Source organism: Streptomyces sp. NPDC048258 (assembly GCF_043201995.1).
Taxonomy (GTDB): domain Bacteria; phylum Actinomycetota; class Actinomycetes; order Streptomycetales; family Streptomycetaceae; genus Streptomyces.
Map to the genome: position 1 here is coordinate 1 of NZ_JBICZH010000013.1, position 23,658 is coordinate 23,658.

Below are 23,658 nucleotides of genomic sequence, written 5' to 3' on the forward strand. Positions count from 1 at the left end.
CCGGAGTACATGGTTCCGGCGGTGTGTGTGGTGCTGGGCGTGCTGCCGTTGACGGCGAACGGGAAGGTGGACCGCAAGGCGTTGCCGGAGCCGGACCTGTCTCACCTGGCCGAGGTGTACGTCGCTCCGCGCGATCGGCGTGAGGAGGTCGTTGCCGGGGTCTTCGCGGAGGTGCTGGGCCTGGACCGGGTCGGTGTCCACGACCATTTCTTCCGGCTCGGCGGTGATTCCATCCGGGCCGTCCAGGCCGCCTCACGACTGCGCCGCACCGGAGTGGACATCAGCGTCCGCGACCTGTTCGACCACCCCACCACCGCCGCGCTCGCCGCCGTCGCGCAGGCCGACACCGGCGGCCCCGCCGGCGGACTGTCGCCCGTCGCCCGCGGCAAGGCCCTGCCCCTGTCGTTCGCACAGGCCCGGATGTGGTTCGCCGCCGAGATCGACCCCGAGGGCACCGAGCACAACACCGGTGGCGCCGTCCGGCTGCGCGGTGACCTCGACGTCCCCGCCCTCGAAGCCGCCCTCGGCGCGCTCGTCGCCCGCCACGAATCCCTCCGTACCACCTTCGCCACCGTCGACGGCCAAGGCGTGCAGACCATCCACCCCGCCGCCCCGGTCGCCCTGCCCGTCCGCGAGGCCACCGAAGCCGAGGCCGCCGCCGTGACGGCCGCCGAACTGCGGACCCCGTTCGACCTCGGCACCGGACCGCTGCTGCGCTCCACCCTCCTGCGCACCGCCCCGGACGAGCACCTGCTGATCCTCTCGATGCACCACATCGTCACCGACGGCTGGTCGGTGAACGTCCTGGCCCGGGAACTCGCCGCCCTCTACGCCGGTGAACCGCTGCCCGAACTGCCCGTCCAGTACGCCGACTACGCCGTCTGGCAGCGCACCACACTGACCCCCCGGGCCCTCGACGAGGGCGGCCTGGCCTACTGGCGCGAGCAGCTCGCCGACGCGCCCGTCCTCGACCTGCCCACCGACCGCCCCCGCCCCGCCGTCCGCACCCGCGCGGGCAGCACCTACGACCTGGACCTGCCCGCCACCCTGCTCGACCGGCTGGCCGAGGCCTGCCGCACCCGCGGCGCCACCCTCTTCATGGGCCTGACCGCCGCCGTCCAGCTGATGCTGGCGCGCGCCGGCGGCCGGCCGGACGTGGCCCTCGGCACCGCCACCATCGGCCGCGACCGGCCCGAACTGGAGGACCTGCTCGGGTTCTTCGTCAACACCCTCGCCCTGCGCACCCGCATCGACGAGTCCGCCACCGGTACGCAGCTGCTGGCATCCGTACGCGAGACCGTCCTCGACGCCTTCGCGCACGCGGCCGTGCCCTTCGACCGCGTGGTCGACGCCGTCGTCACCGAGCGGGACCCCTCCCGCACCCCCCTCGTCCAGGCCATGATGGTGCTCCAGAAGCGCCCCTGGCAGGCGGACGGAGTCCGGGGTCTGAGCTTCGAGGCGGCCGACCTCCCGCGTCAGGACGCACAGTTCGAACTGACCCTGGAGTTCTGGGAGCAGGCCGACGGGATGCGGCTGTCCCTCAACTACAACACCGACCTGTTCGACGCCGGCACCATCCACCGCATGGCCGACCACCTGGTCACCGTCCTCGGCGCCCTCGCGGACCAGCCGGAGCAGCCGCTCTCCCGCATCCCGCGGCTCTCCGCCCCCGAGCGGGCCGTGATCCTCGGCGACTGGGCCGAGGGCGCCGACGGGCCGGCCGGCGCCGTACTCACGGACGTCTTCGCCGAGCAGGTGGCCCGCGCCCCGCACGCCGTCGCGCTGGTCTGCGGCGACGAGCAGCTCACGTACGGCGAACTCGACGTGCGCACGAGCCGCCTGGCCCACGCGCTGCGCGAGCACGGGGTGGGCCCGGAGACCCGGGTCGGCGTCTGCCTGCCGCGCGGCGCCGAGCCGATCGTGGCGCTGCTCGCCGTACTGAAGGCGGGCGGGATCTTCGTACCGCTCGACACCGGCTACCCGCCCGAGCGCCTCGCGTACATGGTCCAGGACGCCGGGGTCGAACTGCTCCTGGCCGACGGGTCGACCCGTGACGCGATCCCGGGCGCCGAGGCACCGGTGCTGCTCTTCGACGAGCTGGAGGAGCGCGCCGAGGTCTGCTCCATCCACGTACAAGGACCACCACCGGTCGCGCTCACCCCGCAGAACGGCGCCTACGTGTTCTACACCTCCGGCTCCACCGGCCGGCCCAAGGGCATCGTGCTGCCGCACGCCGGGGTGCTGCGCGTGGCCCGCGACCCGCGTCTGGGCACCACGGCGGCGGACGTGGTGGGCCAGTTCGCGACGCTGTCCTTCGACGCGAGCGCGCTGGAGATCTGGAGCGCCTTCGCCAACGGCGCCGCGCTCGTGGTGTCCGCCGCCCGCCTGCTGTCGGTCGAGGAGCTCGGCGCGCTGCTGCGCCACCACGGGGTGACGGTCGCCTGGCTGACCGCCGGCCTGTTCCACGAGGTGGTCGACACGGACGTGACGATGCTCGGCGGGCTCCGGCTGCTCATGGCGGGCGGCGACGCGCTCGCCCCGCAGCACTGCCGGACCGTGCTCGAACGGCTCCCGCACGTACGGCTGGTGAACGGGTACGGGCCCACGGAGACGACCGTCTTCGCGGCGGTCCACCCCGTCGACGCCGCCTCCGTGGGCGCGTCCGTGCCGATCGGCTCGCCCATCGGGCGCACCGGCGCCTACGTGCTCGACTCCTGGCTGCGGCCGGTGCCGGTCGGGGTCGCGGGCGAGCTCTACATCGCCGGTGAGGGGCTGACGCGCGGCTACGTGGGGCATCCCGGGCTGAGCGCGGGCCGCTTCGTGGCCTCGCCGTTCGCTCCCGGGGAGCGGATGTACCGGACCGGTGACGTGGTGCGGTGGCTGCCCGGCGGACTGCTGGAGTTCGTGGGGCGGGCCGATCACCAGGTCAAGGTGCGCGGCTTCCGGATCGAGATCGGTGAGATCGAGTCGGCGCTGGCCGCGCACCCGGACGTGGCGCAGGCCGTGGTGACGGTGCGCGAGACCCGCAACGGGGCCAAGCGGCTGGTGGGGTACGTGGTCGGGGACGGCCTGGACCAGGCGGGGCTGCGCGAGTTCGTTGCCAAGTCCCTGCCGGACTACATGGTTCCGACCGCGTTCGTGGTCGTGGGGACCTTCCCGCTGACCGCGAACGGCAAGGTCGACCGGCGGGCCCTGCCGGAGCCGGACCTGAGTGCCGCTGCCTCGAAGGACTACGTCGCTCCGCGTACCGAGGTGGAGCGGGTGGTCGCGGGGGTGTGGGCGCAGGTGCTGGGTGTCGAGCGGGTGGGTGTGCGGGACAACTTCTTCGAGTTGGGCGGCGATTCGATCCTGAGTATTCAGGTGGTGTCGCGGCTGCGGCGGGCCGGGCTGGTGGTCTCGCCGCAGGACGTGCTGGTACGGCAGACCGTTGCGGGTGTGGCCGCCGTCGCGGGTGAGGCGTCCGCCACAGGTGCGGTGGAGACCGTGTCCGGCCCGGTGGTGCTGTCTCCGGTGCAGGAGTGGTTCTTGGAGACGCATCCGGTGGCACCGGATCACTTCGGCATGTCCATGCATGTGAGGGTGGCGGAGGGTGTCGACGCGGATCTGCTGTCGGCGGCGGTCTCGGCTGTGCTGTCGCATCACGAGGGGCTGTGGATCCGGTTCGCGAACACGTCCGAGGGCTGGCGGCAGTCGGCTGGTGAGCCGGGTGTGGTGGTGGTCGAGCGGGATGTGGACGGGGTGGTTCAGGAGTCGTTCCGTTTGGAGGGCGGGCCGCTGGTGCGGGTTGTTCTGGACGGGGACCGGTTGTTGATCGCGGTGCATCACATGGTGGTGGACGGTGTTTCGTGGCGGATCCTGCTGGAGGACATCGCTCTGGCCTACCGGGAGTTGGTGGCGGGGCGCCCGGTGGAACTGGACGCGACGTCGTGGTCGTTCCCGGCGTGGACGGCCAAGCTCGCCGCGCACGACTTCTCCGCCCAACAGGACTACTGGGCCTCGGTCGTCGAAGGTGTCGAGCCGCTCTTCGACGTCCCGGCCGGTGCCAACACCGTGGCCGCATCCGCCATCGAAACCGTCACCCTGTCCGCGGAAGAGACCGAGGCCCTCCTCCAGAAGGTCCCCGCCGTCTTCCGGACCCAGGTCAACGACGTCCTGCTGGCCGCCCTGGGCCGCGCCCTGGGCTCCTGGACCGGCCGTGACCGCGTCGTGGTGGACGTGGAGGGCCATGGCCGCGAGGAGTCGGTGATCGGCGCGGATGTGTCCCGTACGGTCGGCTGGTTCACGTCCATCTACCCCGTCGCCCTCGGCGCTGGCGAGGACTGGACCGACCAGATCCGGTCCACCAAGGAGATGCTCCGCGCGATCCCGGACCGGGGCATCGGCTTCGGCGCCCTGCGCCATCTGCACGGCGCCGACCTGTCCGACCCGGCCCAGGTCAGCTTCAACTACCTCGGCCGCTACGACGCCGACGGCCACCCCGACGTCTTCGCCGGCATGCTCCCGGCCGAGAACGACCACGCCCCCGCCGAAGAGCGCCCGCACGTCTGGGACGTCGTCGGCCGGGTCGAGGACGGCCGCCTGCGCATCGACCTGTACCACCCGGCCGCGGACCACGACCACGGCCCCGCCCGCGCCCGGGAGTTCGCCGCGCACTACCGCGACACCCTGCGCGAGGCGGTCGCGTACTGCCTGGGCGAGGGCGTCGGCGGCCGGACACCGTCCGACTTCCCCCTCGTCGCCTGGGACCAGGCCACCATCGACCGGGTCGTCGGCGACGGACACGGCATCGCCGACGTCCACCCCCTCTCGCCGATGCAGCAGGGCCTGCTCTTCCACTCCCTGGAGGACCCCTCCGGGACGGCCTACGTCGAGCAGATGTCATTCGTCCTCGAAGGCGTCCACGACCTCGACCGGCTCGCCGCCGCCTGGCAGGAGGCCGTCAACGCCTCCGACGCCCTGCGGATCTCCGTCGTCTGGGACCAGGCCGACGTGCCGGCCGCGCTGGTACACCAGCGCGTCGAGATCCCTGTCCACACCGAGGACTGGACGGCGCTCGGAGCCGCCGCACGCGCCGACCGCCTCCAGGAGCGCCGCGACGCCGACTTCCACGGCATCAGCCTCGGCGAGGCACCGCTGACGCGCCTGTCGCTCGCCGACCTCGGCGGCGCCCGCGTCCAGCTCGTGTGGACCTTCCACCACCTCCTCCTCGACGGCTGGAGCACCCCCCAGCTGCTCGACGACGTCTTCACCCGCTACGCCGGCGGCCGCCCCCAGGACCGCGCGCCCTACCGGGACTACCTGGCCTGGCTCGCCTCCCGCGACACCGCCTCCGACCGCGCGCACTGGCGCTCCGTACTGCGCGGGTACGACACCGCCCTCACCCTCCCGGCCGCACCCGACGCCCTACCCGCCGACGGGCCGGCCCCGGGCATCCGGCACCTCGACGTCGACCTGCCGGGCACGCTCGCCACCGACGTCGGTACGTTCGCGCGCCGGCACCGGCTCACCGTCAACGCGGTGATCCAGGGCGCCTGGGCACTGCTCCTGTCGGCCCATTCCGGCCGGCGCGACGTCGTCTTCGGTGCCACCACCTCCGGCCGCCCCGCCGAACTGCCCGACGCGGACGGCACGCTGGGCCTGTTCATCAACACCGTGCCGGTCCGTACGGTCCTCGACCCGGCCGCGCCGGTGGTCGACTGGCTCCAGCAGCTCCAGGCCGAGCAGTGGCAGTCCAGGGCGCACGAGTACCTCTCCCTGCCCGAGCTGACCGCGCTCGCCGACCTGCCGCCCGGCACCCGGCTCTTCGAAAGCGTCCTGGTCTTCGAGAACTACCCCGTCGCCGACGACCTCGCCGCCCGCCACGGCCTCGCCGTGACCGAGGCGGAGGCCGCCGTCCAGGGCGGCGACTACCCGCTCTCCCTGACCGCCTTCACCGGCCGCCAGCTCGTCGGCGGCGACGCCCCCGGCGTCGCGCTGCGGCTGTCCTACGACCCGCGGGTCCTCGGCGACGCCAGTGCGCGCGGGCTGGCCGGACGCCTCGCCGCGCTGGTCCGCGCCCTCCTGGACGAGGAGCTGCTGGCCCGCGTCCCGCTGCTGACCGAGGCCGAACGGGACCGGTTCGCCGAGGCGGCGGCCACCTCCGCCGGCCCGCGGGAGACCGTGACCCTGCCGGCCCTGTTCGAGGCCCGGGCCGCCCGCCGCCCCGAGGCGCTCGCCGTCGTCTGCGACGGCACCGAGCTGTCGTACGGAGAGCTGGACGCCCGCGCCAACGGCCTGGCCCACTGGCTCGCCGACCTCGGCGCGGGCCCCGAGAGCGTGGTCGGCGTCAGCCTGCCGCGCGGGGTGGACTGGCTGGTCTGCCTCCTCGCGGTCGCCAAGACGGGCGCCGTGTACCTGCCCCTCGACCCGGCCCACCCCGCCGAGCGGCTCGCCTTCATGGCCGCCGACGCGGGCGCCGCCCTCATCCTGGGCGACGCGGCCGGTGCGACCGCCCTGACCGCCCTGAACGCCCCGAACGTTCTGAACGTCACGGACTTCCTGGCGCTCGGCGTGCCCGCCTGCCCCGTGCCCCCGGCCCGCCCCGACCACCCGGACGCGGCCGCGTACGTCATCTACACCTCCGGCTCGACCGGTACCCCCAAGGGCGTCGCCGTGTCCCACCGCGGCCTGCGCGACCTCGGCGCGTCCCACGTGCGCGCCCTGGACCTCGACGGCGACTCGCGCATCCTGCAGAGCGTCTCCCTCGGCTTCGACGTCGCCATGGGCGACCTCGTCAACGCCTGGACGGCGGGCGCCGCCCTCGTCCTCGCCGGACCCGAGCACACCGTCGGCGAGCCCCTCGCCCGGCTCCTCGACGAGCAGCGGATCACCCACGCGATGCTGCCGCTGGCCGCGCTCTCCACCCTGCCCGACGTCCCGCTGCCGCACCTGCGGGCCCTCGTCTCCGGCGGCGAGGCGATGCCGGCCGAGATCCCGGCCCGCTGGGCGCCCGGCCGGATCCTGGTCAACGCCTACGGGCCCACCGAGACCACGGTCGCCGCCACCCTCAGCGACGCCCTCGACCCGGCCACCGCCGCCCCGCCCATCGGCCGCGCCGTCGACGGCGCCCGCACCTTCGTCCTGGACGCCTGGCTGCGGCCGGTCCCCGACGGCACCGCCGGTGAGCTGTACCTCGCCGGGCCCGGAGTGGCACGCGGCTACACGGGCCGGCCCGGCCTGACCGCGGCCGCCTTCGTGGCCAACCCGTTCACCGGCGGGCGCATGTACCGCACCGGCGACCTGGTCCGCCGGCGCGCCGACGGCCAGCTGGCCTTCCTCGGCCGCACCGACCACCAGGTCAAGGTGCGCGGCCACCGCATCGAGCCCGGCGAGGTCGAGGCCGCGCTGACCCGCCACCCGGCCGTGTCCCAGGCCGTGGCCATGGTCCGCGAGGACCGGCCCGGTGCCCGCCGGCTCGTCGGTTACGCCGTCGCCGAAGGACTCCACCCCGCCGAACTCCGGGAGTTCGTGGGCCGCTCGCTGCCCGAGTACATGGTCCCCGCCGTCTGCGTGGTCCTCGATGCCTTCCCGCTCAACGCCAACGGCAAGGTCGACCGGGCGGCCCTGCCCGCCCCCGACCTGTCCACCCTCGTACGGGAGTACGCGGCCCCCGCGACCGAGGCCGAGCGCACCGTGGCCGCCGTCTTCGCCGAGGTGCTCGGCGCCGGCTTGATCGGCGCGGACGACGACTTCTTCGACCTCGGCGGCGATTCGCTGCTCAGCATCCAGGCCGTCTCCAGGCTGCGCCGGGCCGGCTACGCGGCCGCCGTCCGCACCCTCTTCGACCACCCCACCGTCGCCGCCCTGGCCGCCCGGATCGAGACCGCCACCGGCCTGCCGGACCCCGGCGGCCCGGTGGTGCCGGTCGCCCGGGACGGCGGCGTACTGCCCGTGTCCGCCGCCCAGGCCCGCCTGTGGTTCGCGGCCGAACTCGACCCGGAGAGCACCGAGTACAACTCGGGCGGCGCCCTGCGGCTGACCGGCCCGCTGGACCCGGCCGCGCTGCGCCGGGCCCTGGACGCCCTCGTCGCCCGGCACGAGTCGCTGCGCACCACCTTCGCGGAAGCCGACGGCGAGGCCGTCCAGGTCATCCACCCGCCCGCCCCCGTCGACCTGCCGGTGGCCGCCTGCACCGCCGCCGAACTGCCCGAGCGGATCCGCGCCGCACTGGGCAGGGTCTTCGACCTGCGTACGGGACCCCTGCTGCGGGCCACCCTGCTGCGGATCGCGGAGGAGGAGCACGTCCTCGTCCTCGCGATGCACCACATGGTCACCGACGGCTGGTCCATGGGCGTGGCCGTCCGCGAGCTCGACCAGCTCTACCAGGGCGTCGAACTGCCCGAACCCGCCGTCCAGTACGCCGACTTCGTGGCCTGGCAGCGCGCGACCCTGACCCCGGACGCCCTGGAGGCGGGAGTCGCGCACTGGCGCGAGCGGCTGGCCGGCGTACCCGTCCTGGAACTGCCCACGGACCGGCCGCGCCCCGCCGAGCGCACCTGGGCCGGCGCACTGGCGGACATCGAGGTCCCGGCCGGGACCGTGGACCGCTTCGCCGAGGTGTGCAAGGCGCGCGGCGTGACCCTGTTCATGGGCCTGGTCGCCGCGGTGCAGCTGGTGCTGTCCCGCTACAGCGGCCAGCAGGACGTGGTGGTCGGCACCGTCACCTCCGGCCGCTCCCGCGCCGAACTGGAGGGCCTGATCGGCTTCTTCGTCAACACCGTCGCGCTGCGCACCCGCATCGACGAGCGGCGCAGCGTCGCCGCGCTGCTGGACGACGTGCGCGAGACCGTCCTGGACGCCTTCGCCCACGACGAGATCCCCTTCGACCGGGTCGTGGACGCCGTCGTCACCGAGCGCGACCCCAGCCGCAGCCCCCTGGTGCAGGCACTGGTCAGCATGGAGACTGCCCCGCGGCCCGCCACCGGCGCCGGCCTGACCTGGCGGGACCAGCCCTTCGAGGTGGACACCGCGCAGTTCGAGCTGGCCGTCGACTTCGCCGACCGCGACGGCTCCCTGGCCATGGTGATCAACTACAACACGGGGTTGTTCGACGCCGACACCGTCCATCGGCTCGGCGCCCACCTGGTCTCCGTACTCGGCGAGATGGCGGACCCGGACAAGCCCCTCGCGGCCGTCCGGATGCTCGGCACCGAGGAGGAGCACGCCCTCGTCCACAGCTGGAACGACACCGCCGTCGACGTCCCGGAGCCGCTGCTGCCCGAGCTGTTCGCCGCCCAGGCCGCCCGCACCCCCGACGCGGTCGCCCTCGTCGACGGCGAGGAGCAGCTGACCTTCGCCGCACTCGACCGGGCCGCCGGGCGCCTCGCCCACCGCCTGCGCGCCCGGGGCGCCGGCCCCGACACGATCGTCGGCGTATGCGCCGAACGCGGCGCGGACGTGGTGCTCGCCCTGCTCGGCATCCTCCGGGCCGGGGCCGCCTGCCTGCCCATCGACCCCGCCTACCCGGCCGAGCGCGTCCGGCACATGCTGGCCGACTCCGGCGCGGCGACCGTACTCGTCCAGGAACACCTCGCACAGCGGTTCGCCGACTACGACGGCACCCTGCTGACCCTCGACCGCGCCGCGGACGACGACCCCGCCTCCGGCGCGCACGAGACGCCCGAAGCGCCCGAGGCCGCGGCAACGCTGACCGCCGACCACCTCGCCTACGTCATCTACACCTCCGGCTCCACCGGCCTGCCCAAGGGCACGCTCATCCGGCACGGTGCCTTCCGCAACCTCTTCGCGCACCACCGCCGTCGCATGTTCGAGCCCGCCTCCCGGGGCCGCCGGCTGCGGATGGCGCAGACCGCGTCGATCTCCTTCGACGCCTCCTGCGTCGCCCTGCTCTGGCTGGTCGGCGGCCACCAGCTGCACACCGTCGACCACGAGACCCACATCGACCTGAAGGCCTTCCGCGACTACCTGCGCGAGCGGCGCATCGACGTCATCGACGAGGCGCCCACGTACCTGCGCGAGCTGATCGCCGACGGCCTGCTGGACGACCCGGTCCACGTCCCCAGCGTGATCGTCTTCGGCGGCGAGGCCGTCGACGGCCAGATCTGGGACACCCTGCGCGCCCACCCCGAGGTCGCGGCGTACAACTTCTACGGGCCCACCGAATGCACCTGCGACTCCCTGACCTGGACCGCGCAGGGCAGCGAGCGGCCCCTCATCGGCCGCCCGGTCGGCAACGCGCGCGCCTTCGTCCTCGACGGGCTGCTGCGCCCGGTCCCCGCCGGTGTCGTCGGCGAGCTGTACATCGAGGGCGCGGGACTCGCCCGCGGCTACGTCGGCAAGCCCGGCCTGACCGCCGGCCGGTTCGTGGCCTGCCCCTTCACCGGGACCCGCATGTACCGCACCGGCGACCTGGTCCGCTGGACCCGCGAAGGCACGGTGGAGTTCCTCGGCCGGCGCGACGACCAGGTCAAGGTCCGCGGCTTCCGCATCGAACTCGGCGAGATCGAGACCGTCCTGGCCCGCCACCCCGAGGTCACCCAGGCCGTCGTGGTCGCCCGCGAGGACCGCCCCGGCGTCAAGCGGCTCGTCGCGTACGTCGTCGGCGCCGCCGGCCTCGACGCGGCGCGGCTGCGCGCCTACGCCGCCGACGCGCTGCCCGACTACATGGTCCCGACGGCCTGGATGCTCCTCGACGCCTTCCCGCTCAACCAGAGCGGCAAGGTGGACCGGCGCGCCCTGCCCGCGCCCGACCCGGCCGCGCTCACCGACACCTACACGGCCCCCCGTACGGAAGCCGAGACGGCCATCGCCGCCGTCTGGGCCGACGTACTGGGCGCCGAACGCGTCGGGGTCCACGACAACTTCTTCGAACTCGGCGGCGACTCCATCCTCAGCACCCGCGCCGTCTCCCGGATGCGCGCCGCCGGCTACGACACCAGCGTGCGCGAGCTGTTCAACGCGCCCACCGTCGCCGGGCTCGCCGCACTCGCCGGGGCCGCGGCCGAGCCCGCCGACCCGGTCGTGCCCACCGCTCGCGACGGCGCGCTGCCGCTGTCGTACGCGCAGGCCCGCATGTGGTTCGCGGCCGACCTCGACCCGCGGAGCACCGAGTACAACTCCGGCACCGCCCTGCGGCTGACCGGCCCGCTGGACCCGGCCGCGCTGCGTCGCGCGCTCGACGCGCTCGTCGCCCGGCACGAGTCGCTGCGCACCACCTTCGACACGGCCGACGGCCACGGCGTCCAGGTGGTCCACCCGGCCGCCCCCGTCGCGCTGCCGGTGGCCGAGTGCGCCCCCGACGGCGTCGACGCCCTCGTCCGCTCCCTGTTCGGCGAGGTCTTCGACCTGCGCCGGGGACCGCTGCTGCGGCCCACCCTCGTCCGGATCACCGACGAGGACCACATCCTGGTCCTGTCGATGCACCACATCGTCACCGACGGCTGGTCCCTGAACGTGATCACCCGGGAGCTGGCCGACCTGTACGCGGGCCGCACCCCGGCGGCCCCGCCGGTGCAGTACGCCGACTTCGCGCGCTGGCAGCGCGAACGGCTGACACCGCCGGTACTGGAGGCGGGCCTCGGCTACTGGCGCGAGCAGCTCGCCGACGCGCCGGTGCTGGAGCTGCCCACCGACCGGCCCCGCCCGGCCGAGCGCACCACGCGCGGCGCGAGCGAGCAGGTGGTCGTGCCGGCGGAGGTACTGGCCCGGTTCACCGACCTCTGCCACGCGCAGGGCGCCACCCTGTTCATGGGTCTGGCCGCGGCCACCCAGCTGCTGCTGGCCCGCTGGAGCGGCCGGCCCGACGTGGTCCTCGGAACCGTCACCTCCGGCCGCGACCGGGCCGAACTGGAAGACGTCGTCGGCTTCTTCGTCAACACCCTCGCCCTGCGGATCCGCATCGACGAGCACGCCACCGGCGCCGGGCTGCTGGCCTCCGTGCGCCGCACGGTCCTGGACGCCTTCGCGCACGCCGAGACGCCCTTCGACCGGGTCGTCGACGCCGTCGTCACCGAACGCGACCCGAGCCGCAGCCCCCTCGTCCAGGCGGTGATCAGCTACGAGAGCCAGGCGGCGGCCGGCGGCGACAGCGGCGACAGCGGCGGCGCGATCGAGTGGGCCGAGCACCCGCTCCGGTCCTGGACCACCCCCTTCGACCTCACCTTCGACTTCGGCGAGGCCGACGGGGAGCTGCACGCCCACCTCGTCTACAACACCGACCTGTTCGACCCGGCCACCATCCGCCGGATGGCGGGCCACCTGCTCACCGTCCTGGCCGCCCTCGCCGACGACCCGGCTCGCGCCCTCTCCGACCTGGACCTGCTGTCCGCCGCCGAACGGCGCACCCTGACCGAGGACCACAACGCCACCGACTCGGGCATCGAACCGGCCGCCCTGCACGCACTGTTCGAACGGCAGGCGGCGCTGCGGCCCGATGCGACGGCCGTCGTCACCGACACCGCGCGGTGGACCTACGCGGAGATCGACGGCCGCGCCGCGGCCCTGGCCGGGCGGCTGCGGTCCGCGGGCGTGGCCGCCGAGACCGTCGTAGGGGTCTGCCTGCCGCGTGGCGCCGACTGGATCACCGCCCTCCTCGGCGTACTGAAGGCGGGCGCCGTCTACCTGCCGCTCGACCCCGACTACCCGGCCGACCGCAGGGCGTTCATGCTCACCGACTCCGGCGCCGCCCTGGTGGTCACGGACGCGGAGCACGCCGCGCTGCTCGACACCGCGGCCGTGCCCACGCTCCTGGTCGACGCCCCCGCCACCGGGGACGACCCGGCGCCGGACGGGTCCGGTCCGCTCTCGCCGGGCGCGGGCGCCTACCTGATCTACACCTCCGGCTCCACCGGCCTGCCCAAGGGCGTCCTGGTCACCCACCGCGGCGTGGCCGCCTTCGCCGCCACCCAGGCGGACCGCTTCGCGATCACCGCCGACTCCCGGGTGCTCCAGGCCGCGTCCGCCAACTTCGACGCCTCGGTCATGGAGATCCTGATGGCCTGGTCCGCGGGCGCGGCCCTGGTCCTGCCCGCCCCCGGCCGGGTCCTCGGCGAGGACCTCGTCGAGGTCCTCGCCCGGCAGCGGGTCACGCACGCCATGATCCCGCCGGCCGCGCTGGCCGGGGCCGGCCCGGCCCGGCTGCCGGACCTGCGGACCCTGGTGGTGGGCGGCGAGGCCTGCCCGCCCGAGCTGGTCAGCGCCTGGGCGCCCGGCCGCGCGATGTTCAACGCGTACGGGCCCACCGAGATCACCATCTCCGCCACCATCAGCGACCGCCTCGCGCCCGGCACCACCGTGCCCATCGGCCGCCCCAACCTGGACGCGCGCGTCTACGTCCTCGACGCCCGGCTGCGCCCCGTACCGGCCGGCGTCCCAGGCGAGCTGTACGTCGCGGGATCGGGCGTGGCCCGCGGCTACCTGGGCCGGCCCGCGCTCACCGCGGGCCGCTTCGTGGCCTCGCCGTTCGCGCCGGGGGAGCGGCTGTACCGCACCGGCGACCTGGTGCGGTGGCTGCCGGACGGGCAGCTGGAGTTCACCGGCCGCGCCGACGACCAGGTCAAACTGCGCGGGTTCCGCATCGAGCCCGGCGAGATCGAGAGCGTCCTCGCGGCCCACCCGGGCGTGCGCCAGGCCCTGGTCCAGGTCCGCGAGGACCAGCCGGGCGTCAAGCGGCTCGTCGCCTACGTCGTCGGGGACGCCCCCGCCTCCCTCCCCGACCCCGACACGCTGCGCGAGCACACCGCCCGCTCACTGCCCCCGTACATGGTCCCCGCGGCCTGGGTGACGCTCGACGCGTTCCCGCTGACCGCCAACGGCAAGGTGGACCGGCGGGCGCTGCCCGCGCCCGGACTTCCGGCGCGCGCGGCCTCGTACGCCGCCCCGCGCACGGAGCACGAGGTCACCCTGGCCGAGGTGTGGAAGGCGGTGCTCGGTCTCGAAGAGGTCGGCGTCCACGACAACTTCTTCGAGCTCGGCGGCGACTCCATCCTGAGCATCCAGGTCGTTGCACGGGCCCGCGCCGCCGGGCTGGCGGTCTCCACCAAGCAGCTCTTCACCGCGCCGACCGTGGCGGGCCTGGCCGAACTGGCCGAACCGGCCACCGCGGCAGGGGAGTCCGCCGATCTCCGGCCCGTCACCGGATCCGTACCGCTGACCCCCGTCCAGCGCTGGTTCCTGGACGGCGAGCGGGGCTCCCACGGCCGGTTCACGATGTCCGCCTACGCCGAACTCGCCGAGCGGCCCGACCGCGCCACCCTCCGGGCGGCCCTCGCGGCCCTGTACGAGCACCACGACGGCCTGCGCTCGCGGTACACCCGCGACGCCGGCGGCCGCTGGGAGCAGACCGTCGTCGAGCGGGAGGACGGCAACTGGTTCACCTGGTACGACCTGTTCCAGGAGGACCCGGCCGAGCGGGAGGCCGAGATGGACCGGCACCTCGCCGCCGCGCACGAAGGCCTGGACATCGCCGCCGGACCGCTGCTGACGGCACTGGTCTTCGACCAGGGGGCGGGCCACCCGGTCCGCCTGGCCCTCGTCGCCCACCACCTGGTCACCGACGTGGTCTCCTGGGGCGTCCTGCTCGCCGACCTGGCCCGCTGCTACGGGCTGATCGCGGCGGGGGAGCGGCCGGAGCCGGGCGAGCGCACCACCTCCTTCCAGGAGTGGTCCGGGAAACTCACCGAACTGGCCGGCGCCGGCCGCTTCGACGAGGAGATCCCCTACTGGCAGGAGGCCGAGCGGGTGCCCCGCCTGCCGGGCTCCGGCTCCGCCGCCAACACCGCGGACTCCGAGGACACCGTCTCGCTGCGGCTGGACGCCGACACCACGCGCGCGCTGCTCCAGAGCGTCCCCGGCGCCCACCGGGCGCGGGCCAACGAGGTGCTGCTCGCCGCGCTCGGCCGGGCCATGGCCGGGTGGAGCGGCCAGGACCGGGTGGCGGTCGCCCTGGAGGGCCACGGGCGTGAGGAGGAGCTCGTCGAGGGCGCCGACCTGTCGCGCACGGTCGGCTGGTTCACGACGCTGTTCCCCTTCGCCTGGGACGTGCCGGGAGGCGAGGACTGGCGGCCGTACATCGCGGGCGTCAAGCGCCGGCTGCGGGCGGTCCCGCACAAGGGACTGGGCTACGGAGTCCTGCGCCACCTGCGCGCGGACGCCCCGCTGGGCCGACCGCTGCCCGACGTCAGCTTCAACTACGTGGGCAGGTCCGACGGCTTCGGCCCCGGCTTCTACGGGCGCCCGCTGGAGGACACCTCCGCGACGCAGGGCGGAGCCGGGGTGCGCGCCCACCTGCTGGACGTGGTGTGCGGGGTCCAGGGCGAGCGGCTGACGATCGGGATCTCGTACTCGACGGCCGTCCACGAGCGCGCCGACGTCGAGCGGCTCACGGCCCGGCTCGGCGACCTGCTCCGCGACCTCGCCGGCAGCGTCACGCCGAGGCCATGAAAAAACCCCGGCCCGCAGACGCTCGCGGGGGATTGAGCGCGCTGCGGGCCGGGGAGCCCTTTTGTTCTCGAAGAGAAGACTAGGCAGGGAATCGACGGGGGGCATTACCCTCTGCCCCCCGTTCATTGGTGGAGCCTGCTCCACTGTCGGAAGTGCACCTCACGTGCTTACCCGGTCCGCGCCCGGTCGGTAGCTTCTTCATATCGCCCGATGCACTGGAGGTCCACGCAAATGAACACCAAGGAAGCAGCCGGGGGTTGTGACTCCCTGGAAATGTCGCCGTACGCCTTGGAAATGGACGCCGTCTCGAAGAACTTCGGTGCGGTGCGGGCCCTGAGCGAGGTGACGATCGGCCTCGTGCGCGGCGGGGTGACCGCCGTCATCGGCCCCCCGGGGGCGGGCAAGAGCACCCTGCTGGCCTGTGCCACCGGCCGCCGGGCACCGACGTCGGGGTGGGTCGGCCGGCACGACCGGATCGTCACCCGCGACCCGTCCTACTGGGAGCGGCTGCCGGCCGCGGACCCGGACCGGCCCGAGCTGCTCGTCGCCGACGACCTGGCGGACGCGGGCAGCCTGTATACGGTGATGGGCCTCGAGGACGAGGCCCGTACGGTGCTCGTCACGACCTCGGCGGCGGCCGTCGCGGCCGCCGCCGATGTCGTGCTGTTCCTGGTGGAGGGCCGGCTCGCCGACGTCATGTGCGACGTCACGGCCGCGGAGATCGACGCGCGCCTGGCGCAGCTCGTCGCACCGCGCCCCTGAAGGGGCCCCTGTGCATGCCGCCGAACCGTCAGGGCTTCACGCGCGCCAGGTCCCGGTGGTGGTAGCCGTCCAGCAGGGCGGCGCCGAGCGGGGTGAGCGAGTGGCGCGCGGTGTTGAGCCGGCGCTGGGTGGTGATCAGGCCGGCGCTGCGCAGCACCGAGGTGTGCTGGCTGGCGGAGGCCGCCGAGATGCCCATGCGGCGGCCGAGTTCGGTGGTGGTGCAGCTGTCGGTCAAGGTCTTCATGATGGCCGCCCGGGTCCGCCCGACGAGCGGGCCGAGGGCGTCGGCGCAGCTCTGCTCGGTCGCGGGCGCGGCCAGCACGGTCTCGGCGGAGCCCAGGGCGACCGGGTACGCGAGCACCGGCGGGCGGCCCCGGCCGGCGGCGGGTATCAGCACCGGCCGGTCGTACAGGAACATCGACGGCGCCAGCAGCAGGCCGGCCCCGCCCGGGACCACGTCCTGCGAGCGGTGGCTGGGGATCTCCAGGACGCCGCCGCTCCACCGCACCGTGGGGTGCAGCGTCGACAGCAGCTGCTCGATGCCGCCCGCCAGGACCGTCCGGCCACGGGCGGCGCAGTCGGCCTCCAGGGTGGCCGAGACCCGGTCCCAGTACGGCGCGAGGGCCACCTTGTGGAACTCCTCCAGCATCCCGGCCAGGTTCTGCCGCTCGGCCCCGGGCTCCTGGGCCGCCGCGTCCTCGGCCATGTGCAGCAGGTCGGGGATCGGCCGCAGGGTACGGGCCAGCGTCATCAGGGACCAGGAGCGCCGGCCCAGCCGGCTGGTGGTCCGCTGGCGCCAGGAGGCGTAGCCGTCGCCGCCTCCCTGACGGGCCAGCAGGTCCAGGGCGAACAGCGTTTCGACGAGGGGCCGCTCGGCGACCTTGACGACCGTGCGCGCCAGGTCCTGGCCGGAAAAATGCACGCGTTGCATGACGGAATGCACACTCCGTGATCGAAGGAGGGGGACCGGGCCGGTCGGCGGCTCAAGAGCCGGAGTCCGTGCCGTCCTGGGGATGGAAGGGGCAACGCCACTGCTCGTCGGTGGCCGCTCCGGAGTACTGGCGGGCGTCCGAGGCCTCGCCGAACTCGGCGAGGTTGGGGTTGATCGACCGCTGCAGGCGTTCCTCGCGCTGCCGGATACGGCGCTGGAGTCCGTAGTACACGCCGGACTGCTTCAGCCGCCGGAACTGGTGGTTGGAGTTGAAGGCGAGGGCGGGGCGCGGGTACCGCCGGGAGATCCGGGACGCGTTCTCGTGCATGCCCACCACGAAGAACGGGTGGCCGGCCAGGCTGAACGCGAAGTCCGGCGAGGCGGGATCCGCGGAGACGTCCGGCGCCCAGGAGAACCCCCGCTCCACGTCCAGGACGTGCAGATCGGTGAGCTGCTGCCACATCATGGCGTCGAATTCCGGCTCGGTGAGAGCCGTCGGCTCCTCGAATACCGCGACGAGCGTCGCGAAGTTCTCGGTCGGCGACAATTCCATTTTCGTGAATTCGAAAATGGCGGTGTGCAGGTCGGACGTCGTGTCCGTACTGCCCATGCTGCCGAGTTGAACGGGCGTCAGAGTCCCTCTGCGTACGGCCGCTTTGGCCGCCAGGCACGAGAAATCCTCGCCCATGATCCAGTCCGCCAGATGCCTGTGAACCGGATTTTCCATAGTTCCCCCTTGCCGGGATGTGCATCGTGTACAAATGCATGCACCTCCTCCCCCATGCAGCGCCATCCACTTTAGACATCGGCTTGTTTCTTGGCAACGTGAGTTGTTCGTATACCAGGGTATGAATTCTTCTTCGTGTCGAATATGAATTCTTCACTGTTACTGGCCGGAAACTTGTCGGCAGGAGCGATGTTTCCGCAGGTCAGATGAGGTGTCTTGAGCCCTTGAGGGTCACTTGAGGGGCACTTCAGCGGAAATTGAAAGTCATGGTGCGGGCCGGTCGCCGGGGTTACGGTCCGGCCGGACACCCTCCCCGACGCAGCACCGAAATCGACCGGAAAACACTTGGAGGACACCTGTGCCGGCTCCCACCGAAGCCGCCACCGGGACGGCCCTCGCGGACGACACCGCGACCGTGCCCGACCGGGCCGCCACCGCCGCCCTGGCCCGCACCCACGACGTGGTGCCCGTCCGGCAGGAGTTCCTGACCGACACCCTCACCCCGGTCGCCGCCTTCGCGCTGCTCTGCGGGTCCGACGAGCCCGGCTTCCTGCTGGAGAGCGTGCCCGTCTCCGGCGGCGTCGCCCGCTACTCGTACGTCGGCCACCGCCCCGTCCCGCTCGCGCTGCCCGACGGCGACCCGCTGACCGCCCTTCAGGACCGGCTCGCGGCCTCCGAGGCCCCCGTACCCGGACTCCCGCCCTTCCACGGCGGGGTCGTCGGCTACCTCGGGTACGAATCCGTACGCCACTTCGAGGAACTGCCGCTCGCCGCGGGCCCGGGACCCGGGCTGCCGGAATCCGCCTTCCTGCTCGCCGACGACCTGGTCGTCTTCGACCACGCCACCCAGCGCGTCGTGCTCATCACCCTGCACCGCCCGGCCGCCGAGCGGTACGAGGAGGCGGTCGCCCGGATCGAGGCCATGGCCCGGCGGCTGCGCACGTCCGTCCCCGCCGGCCGGATCTCCGGCCGCCCCCTGCTGCCCTCGGTCCCGGTCCCCGACCCCACGGCGGGCTGGACCGCCAACCTCACCGAGGGCGAGTTCCGCGACCGGGTGCGGCGGGCCCAGGCGCACATCGCGGCCGGGGACGCCTTCCAGATCGTGCTCTCCCAGCGCCTGAGCAAGCCCCTGGAGGCCGAACCGCTCGACCTCTACCGGCACCTGCGGTCCACCAACCCCTCGCCGTACATGTACCACGTGAGCCTGGGCGCGGGCCGGCACGTCATCGGGGCCTCGCCGGAGCTGCTCGTCAAGAGCGAGGGCCGCCGCGTACGGACGCGCCCGCTGGCCGGCACCCGGCCCCGGCACCCCGACCCCGTGATCGACCTCGCGCTGGAGCGCGAACTCCTCGCCGACGAGAAGGAACGCGCCGAGCACGTCATGCTCGTCGACCTCGGCCGCAACGACCTCGGCCGGGTCACCGAGATCGGCAGCGTCACCGTCGACGAGGTCATGCGCGTCGAGCGGTTCTCCCACGTGATGCACCTGTCGTCCACCGTCTCCGGCCGACTGGCGCCCGGCCGCACCCCGCTGGACGCCCTGCGCGCCGCGTTCCCCGCCGGAACGCTCTCCGGCGCGCCCAAGATCCGCGCGATGGAGATCATCGCCGAGCTGGAGCCGCACCGCCGCGGCGTCTACGGCGGCGCGCTCGGCTTCGCCGGCCACGACGGCCAGGCCGACTTCGCCATCGCGCTGCGCACCATGGTCGTCGCCGACGGCCAGGTGCACGTACAGGCCGGAGCGGGCATCGTCGCCGACTCCGACTCCGCTGCCGAGTACCAGGAGACCCTGCACAAGGCAGGCGCAATGATCACCGCCGTACGACGGGCGGAGGCCCACGCGTGACGACCCCGCCCGCCGCACCCCGTGTCGCGGTCCTCGACAACTACGACTCCTTCACCTACAACCTGGTGCACTACATCGGCGAGATGGGCGGAGCGCCCGAGGTCTTCCGCAACGACGCCACCACCGTCGCCGAACTCGCCGCCTACGACCTGCTCCTGCTGTCGCCCGGCCCGGGCAGCCCGGCCGGCGCCGGGATCTGCGTCGAGGCCGTCCGCGCGCTCAGCGGCCGGCTCCCCATCCTCGGCGTCTGCCTCGGCCACCAGGCCATCGCCGAGGCCTTCGGGGCGAGCGTGGTCCGCGGCGCCCAGGTCCACGGCAAGACCTCCCCTGTCCACCACGACGGCAGCGGCGTCCTGGCCGGACTGCCCGACCCGTTCACCGCCACCCGCTACCACTCGCTGGTCGTCGACCCGGACAGCCTTCCGGCCGAACTCGCCGGCAACGCCCACATCGCGGACGGCACCCTCATGGGCCTGCGCCACCGCGACCACCCCACCTTCGGCGTGCAGTTCCACCCCGAGTCGGTGCTCACCCCCGACGGCAAACAGCTGATCGCCAACTTCCTGGAGTGCAGCCTTGATTGACCTGCTGAAGACCGTCGCCCGGCGGTCCCTCACCGAGACGGAGGCCGCCTCCGCGATGCGTACGATCATGCGCGGCGAGGCCACGACCGCCCAGATCGCGGGCTTCGCCCTCGCCGTGACCGTGCGCGGCGCGTCCGTCGACGACCTGGTCGGAATGGCCCGCGCCGCCCAGGAGTTCGCCACCCCCGTGCCGTTCGGCGCGGACGTGCTGGACACCTGCGGCACCGGAGGCGACGGCCTGCACACCTTCAACGTCTCCACCGCCTCCGCGATCGTCGCCGCCGCCTGCGGGGTCCGCGTGGCCAAGCACGGCAACCGCAGCGCCTCCTCGGCCTGCGGCAGCGCCGACGTGCTGGAGGAACTCGGGGTCCGCATCGACCTGGGCCCCCGCGAGGCCGCCGACTGCCTGGCCGCCACCGGCATCACCTTCCTGTACGCCCCCCGGTTCCACCCGGCGTTCCGGCACACCGCCGCGGCGCGCCGCGAGCTGGGCGCCCGGACCGTCTTCAACCTGCTCGGCCCGCTCTGCCACCCCTCCGGAGCCCGGCTGCGCACCCTCGGCGTACCGGGCGCCGACCTGGTCGAGCCGATGGCCGAGGTGCTGGCCCGGCTCGGTGCCCGGCGCGCGATGGTCTTCCACAGCGAGGACGGCATGGACGAGCTCAGCACCGGAGCCCCCGCCCGCGTGGTCGAGCTGCTGCCCGACGGCACCCGTACGGCGTACCGCTTCGACCCGGCGGGGCTCGGCCTGCGCCCGTACACCCCCGCCGACCTGGCCGGAGGCGACCGTACCGTCAACGCGGCCGTCATCCGCCGGGTGCTTGCCGGCGACCGGGGCCCCGCCCGCGAGGCCGTCCTGCTCAACGCGGCCGCCGCGCTGCGCGTCGCGGGCGCGGCCGACGGCTGGCACGAGGCACTCGCCGCGGCCCGCGCCGCCCTCGACACCGGCGCCGCCGCGGCCCTGCTGGACCGGTGGGCCGCGGTCTCCCGGCAGCTCGCCGGAGCCGGGCTGGAGGTGTCCGCGTGAGCGCCGCACAACCGGCCGGAATCCTGGGCACCCTGGTGGACGAGGCCCGGCAGCAGACCGAACGCCGCCGCGCCGCCTGCTCCGTGGCCGAACTGACCGTACGGGCCGCCGCCGCGCCCGCGCCCCGCGACTTCACCGCCGCCCTGCGCGCCCCGGGCCTCGGGGTCATCGCGGAACTGAAACCCCGCAGCCCCTCCAAGGGGCCCCTCACCCAGGACTACCGGCCCGTCGAACTGGCCCGCGCCTACGTCGCCGGCGGGGCCGCCGCCCTCTCCGTCCTCACCCACGAGGCCGGTTTCGGCGGCAGCCCGGAGGACCTGGCCGCGGTCCGCGCCGAGGCGGACATCCCGCTCCTGCGCAAGGACTTCATCGTCGAGGAGTACCAGGTCCTGGAGGCCCGCGCCCTGGGCGCGGACGCGCTCCTGCTGATCGCCGCAGCCCTGAGCGCACCGCGCCTGGCCGAACTCGTCACCGCCACCCGGCAGCTGGGGATGGAGCCGCTCGTCGAGGTGCACGACGAGGCGGAGGTGGACGCCGCGCTCGCCGCGGACGCCACCGTCATCGGGGTCAACCACCGCGATCTGCGGGACTTCGGCATCGACCGCACGCTCTCCGCCCGGCTGCGCGACCGGGTCGGTCCCGACCGGGTCATGGTCGGCGAGAGCGGAGTCCGCGGCGCCGGGGACGCCCGCGCACTCGAACGGGCCGGGGTGGACGCCGTCCTCGTCGGTGAACTCCTCATGCGAGCCGAGCACCCCGGTGCCGTGATCAAGGAGCTGATCGGATGACCGCGACCGCGACCGCGACCGCGACCGCGACCGAGGCCGTGACCGCGACCGTGACCGAGGCCGCGACGCAGAGGGCGAGCGGCCCGGCCGGGAGCGGCCCGGCCGCGGCCTCCGTGGACGCGCCCCCCGCCACCGGCTCCTGGAGCCCCGCCTCCTGGCGTACGCGGACCGCCGCCCAGCAGCCCGACTGGCCCGATCCCGAGGCCCTGCGCCGGGCGGAGAGCACCCTCGCCTTCCAGCCCCCGCTGGTCCTGCCCGACGAGATCACGGGCCTGCGCGGCGCGCTCGCGGGCGTCGCGGCGGGCGAGGGCTTCCTGCTCCAGGCCGGGGACTGCGCCGAGCGGTTCGCCTCCTGCACCGAGGAGGGCATACGGAGCAAGCTGCGCGTGATCCTCCAGGTGGCCGTGGTCCTCACCTACGGATCCGGTCTGCCGGTGGTGAAGGTGGGCCGGATCGCCGGGCAGTTCGGCAAGCCGCGCAGCCGCCCCACCGAGACCGTCGACGGCGTGGAACTCCCCGTCTACCGGGGCGACATCGTCAACGCCCCCGAGTTCACCGCCGAGGCCCGCCGCCCCGACGCGGACCGGCTGCTGCGTGCGTACCAGCACTCCTCGGCGGCCCTCAACGTGCTGCGCGCGCTCACCCTCGGCGGGTACGCCGACCTCGGCCAGGCGCACGCGTGGAACCAGGAGTTCGTCCGGCGCAGCGCCGCCGGGCGGCGCTACGAGTTGGCCGCCGACGACATCAGCCGGGCCCTGCGGTTCATGACCGCCTGCGGGGTGGACGCCCGCGCCCAGGCCGCACTGCAGCAGATCCAGCTCTACACCTCCCACGAGGCGCTGCTGCCGCCCTACGAGGAGGCCCTGACCCGCTACGACGAGAGCCGCCGCACCTGGTTCGGCACCAGCGCCCACATGCTCTGGATCGGCGACCGCACCCGCGACCCCGACGGCGCCCACGTGGAGCTGCTGTCCGGGCTCGGCAACCCGGTCGGCGTCAAGGTCGGCCCCGGCACCACCCCGGAGGGCCTGCGCGAGCTGTGCGAACGGCTGGACCCGGACCGGGAGTCCGGCCGGCTGGTCCTGATCACCCGCCTCGGCGCGGGGAAGGCCGCCGACCTGCTGCCCCCGCTGCTGCGCGCCGTACGCTCCGCCGGACACGCCCCGGTGTGGGCCTGCGACCCGATGCACGGCAACACCTTCGTCTCCGACAGCGGCTACAAGACCCGCCGGCTGTCCGATGTCACCGCCGAAGTCGCCGAATTCTTCGCCGTACACCGTGAAGAGGGCACCCACCCCGGGGGAATTCACCTCGAACTCACCGGTGACGACGTCACCGAATGCCTCGGCGGTGATCTCGAGGAGATTCTCGACGGGCAGCTCGGCACGCGTTACGAGACGGCCTGCGATCCACGGCTCAATGCCGTGCAGTCCATCGAACTCGCCTTCCGTGTCGGCGACTTGCTGCGCTCGCAGCATTCCGCCTGAGCGGGGCGATTAGGCGAGGCCTTAAGGACCTTGTGACGCCGATCAGGCGGGTGGAAACATCTCGCACG

At 73.9% G+C, this 23,658-nt stretch carries 9 protein-coding genes; 7 read left to right on the forward strand and 2 right to left on the reverse strand.

Features of this window, described 5'->3' with window-relative positions:
- The first annotated feature begins 21 nt into the window (after positions 1-21).
- The gene (locus ACGFYQ_RS26905; RefSeq protein ID WP_393748118.1) at positions 22-15,438 is read left to right on the forward strand and encodes an amino acid adenylation domain-containing protein; all 15,417 of its coding nucleotides are present in this window, start codon (positions 22-24) and stop codon (positions 15,436-15,438) included.
- Between the two features lie 231 nt (positions 15,439-15,669).
- Positions 15,670-16,200, forward strand: coding sequence for an ATP-binding cassette domain-containing protein (locus ACGFYQ_RS26910; protein WP_393748120.1), 531 nt, complete (start codon positions 15,670-15,672; stop codon positions 16,198-16,200).
- A 28-nt stretch (positions 16,201-16,228) separates the two neighbouring features.
- Here the strand turns inward: ACGFYQ_RS26910 and ACGFYQ_RS26915 are convergent, their stop codons facing one another.
- Both ACGFYQ_RS26915 and gntA read right to left on the reverse strand, forming a co-directional pair.
- On the reverse strand, positions 16,229-17,131 hold the full coding sequence (locus tag ACGFYQ_RS26915) for a DUF5937 family protein (RefSeq protein WP_393748122.1): 903 nt from the start codon (positions 17,129-17,131) through the stop codon (positions 16,229-16,231).
- 52 nt (positions 17,132-17,183) lie between these two features.
- Positions 17,184-17,924, reverse strand: coding sequence for a guanitoxin biosynthesis heme-dependent pre-guanitoxin N-hydroxylase GntA (gntA, locus tag ACGFYQ_RS26920; RefSeq protein WP_393748124.1), 741 nt, complete (start codon positions 17,922-17,924; stop codon positions 17,184-17,186).
- Between the two features lie 292 nt (positions 17,925-18,216).
- Between gntA and ACGFYQ_RS26925 the strand changes: the two genes are divergently transcribed.
- The 5 genes from ACGFYQ_RS26925 to ACGFYQ_RS26945 are packed head-to-tail and all read left to right on the forward strand — an operon-like array spanning position 18,217 to position 23,590.
- Entirely contained in the window at positions 18,217-19,704 is a 1,488-nt protein-coding gene (locus tag ACGFYQ_RS26925) for an anthranilate synthase component I family protein (protein ID WP_393748126.1), read from the forward strand.
- The gene (locus ACGFYQ_RS26930) at positions 19,701-20,288 is read left to right on the forward strand and encodes an anthranilate synthase component II (protein WP_393748128.1); all 588 of its coding nucleotides are present in this window, start codon (positions 19,701-19,703) and stop codon (positions 20,286-20,288) included. Before ACGFYQ_RS26925 ends, ACGFYQ_RS26930 begins: the two co-directional genes overlap by 4 nt.
- Positions 20,281-21,315, forward strand: coding sequence for an anthranilate phosphoribosyltransferase (gene trpD, locus ACGFYQ_RS26935; protein WP_393748130.1), 1,035 nt, complete (start codon positions 20,281-20,283; stop codon positions 21,313-21,315). The genes ACGFYQ_RS26930 and trpD overlap by 8 nt, the downstream gene beginning before the upstream one ends.
- Positions 21,312-22,103, forward strand: a complete 792-nt coding sequence (trpC, locus tag ACGFYQ_RS26940) for an indole-3-glycerol phosphate synthase TrpC (RefSeq protein ID WP_393748132.1) — start codon at positions 21,312-21,314, stop codon at positions 22,101-22,103. Before trpD ends, trpC begins: the two co-directional genes overlap by 4 nt.
- The gene (locus ACGFYQ_RS26945) at positions 22,100-23,590 is read left to right on the forward strand and encodes a class II 3-deoxy-7-phosphoheptulonate synthase (protein ID WP_393748134.1); all 1,491 of its coding nucleotides are present in this window, start codon (positions 22,100-22,102) and stop codon (positions 23,588-23,590) included. The genes trpC and ACGFYQ_RS26945 overlap by 4 nt, the downstream gene beginning before the upstream one ends.
- Positions 23,591-23,658: the final 68 nt, after the last annotated feature.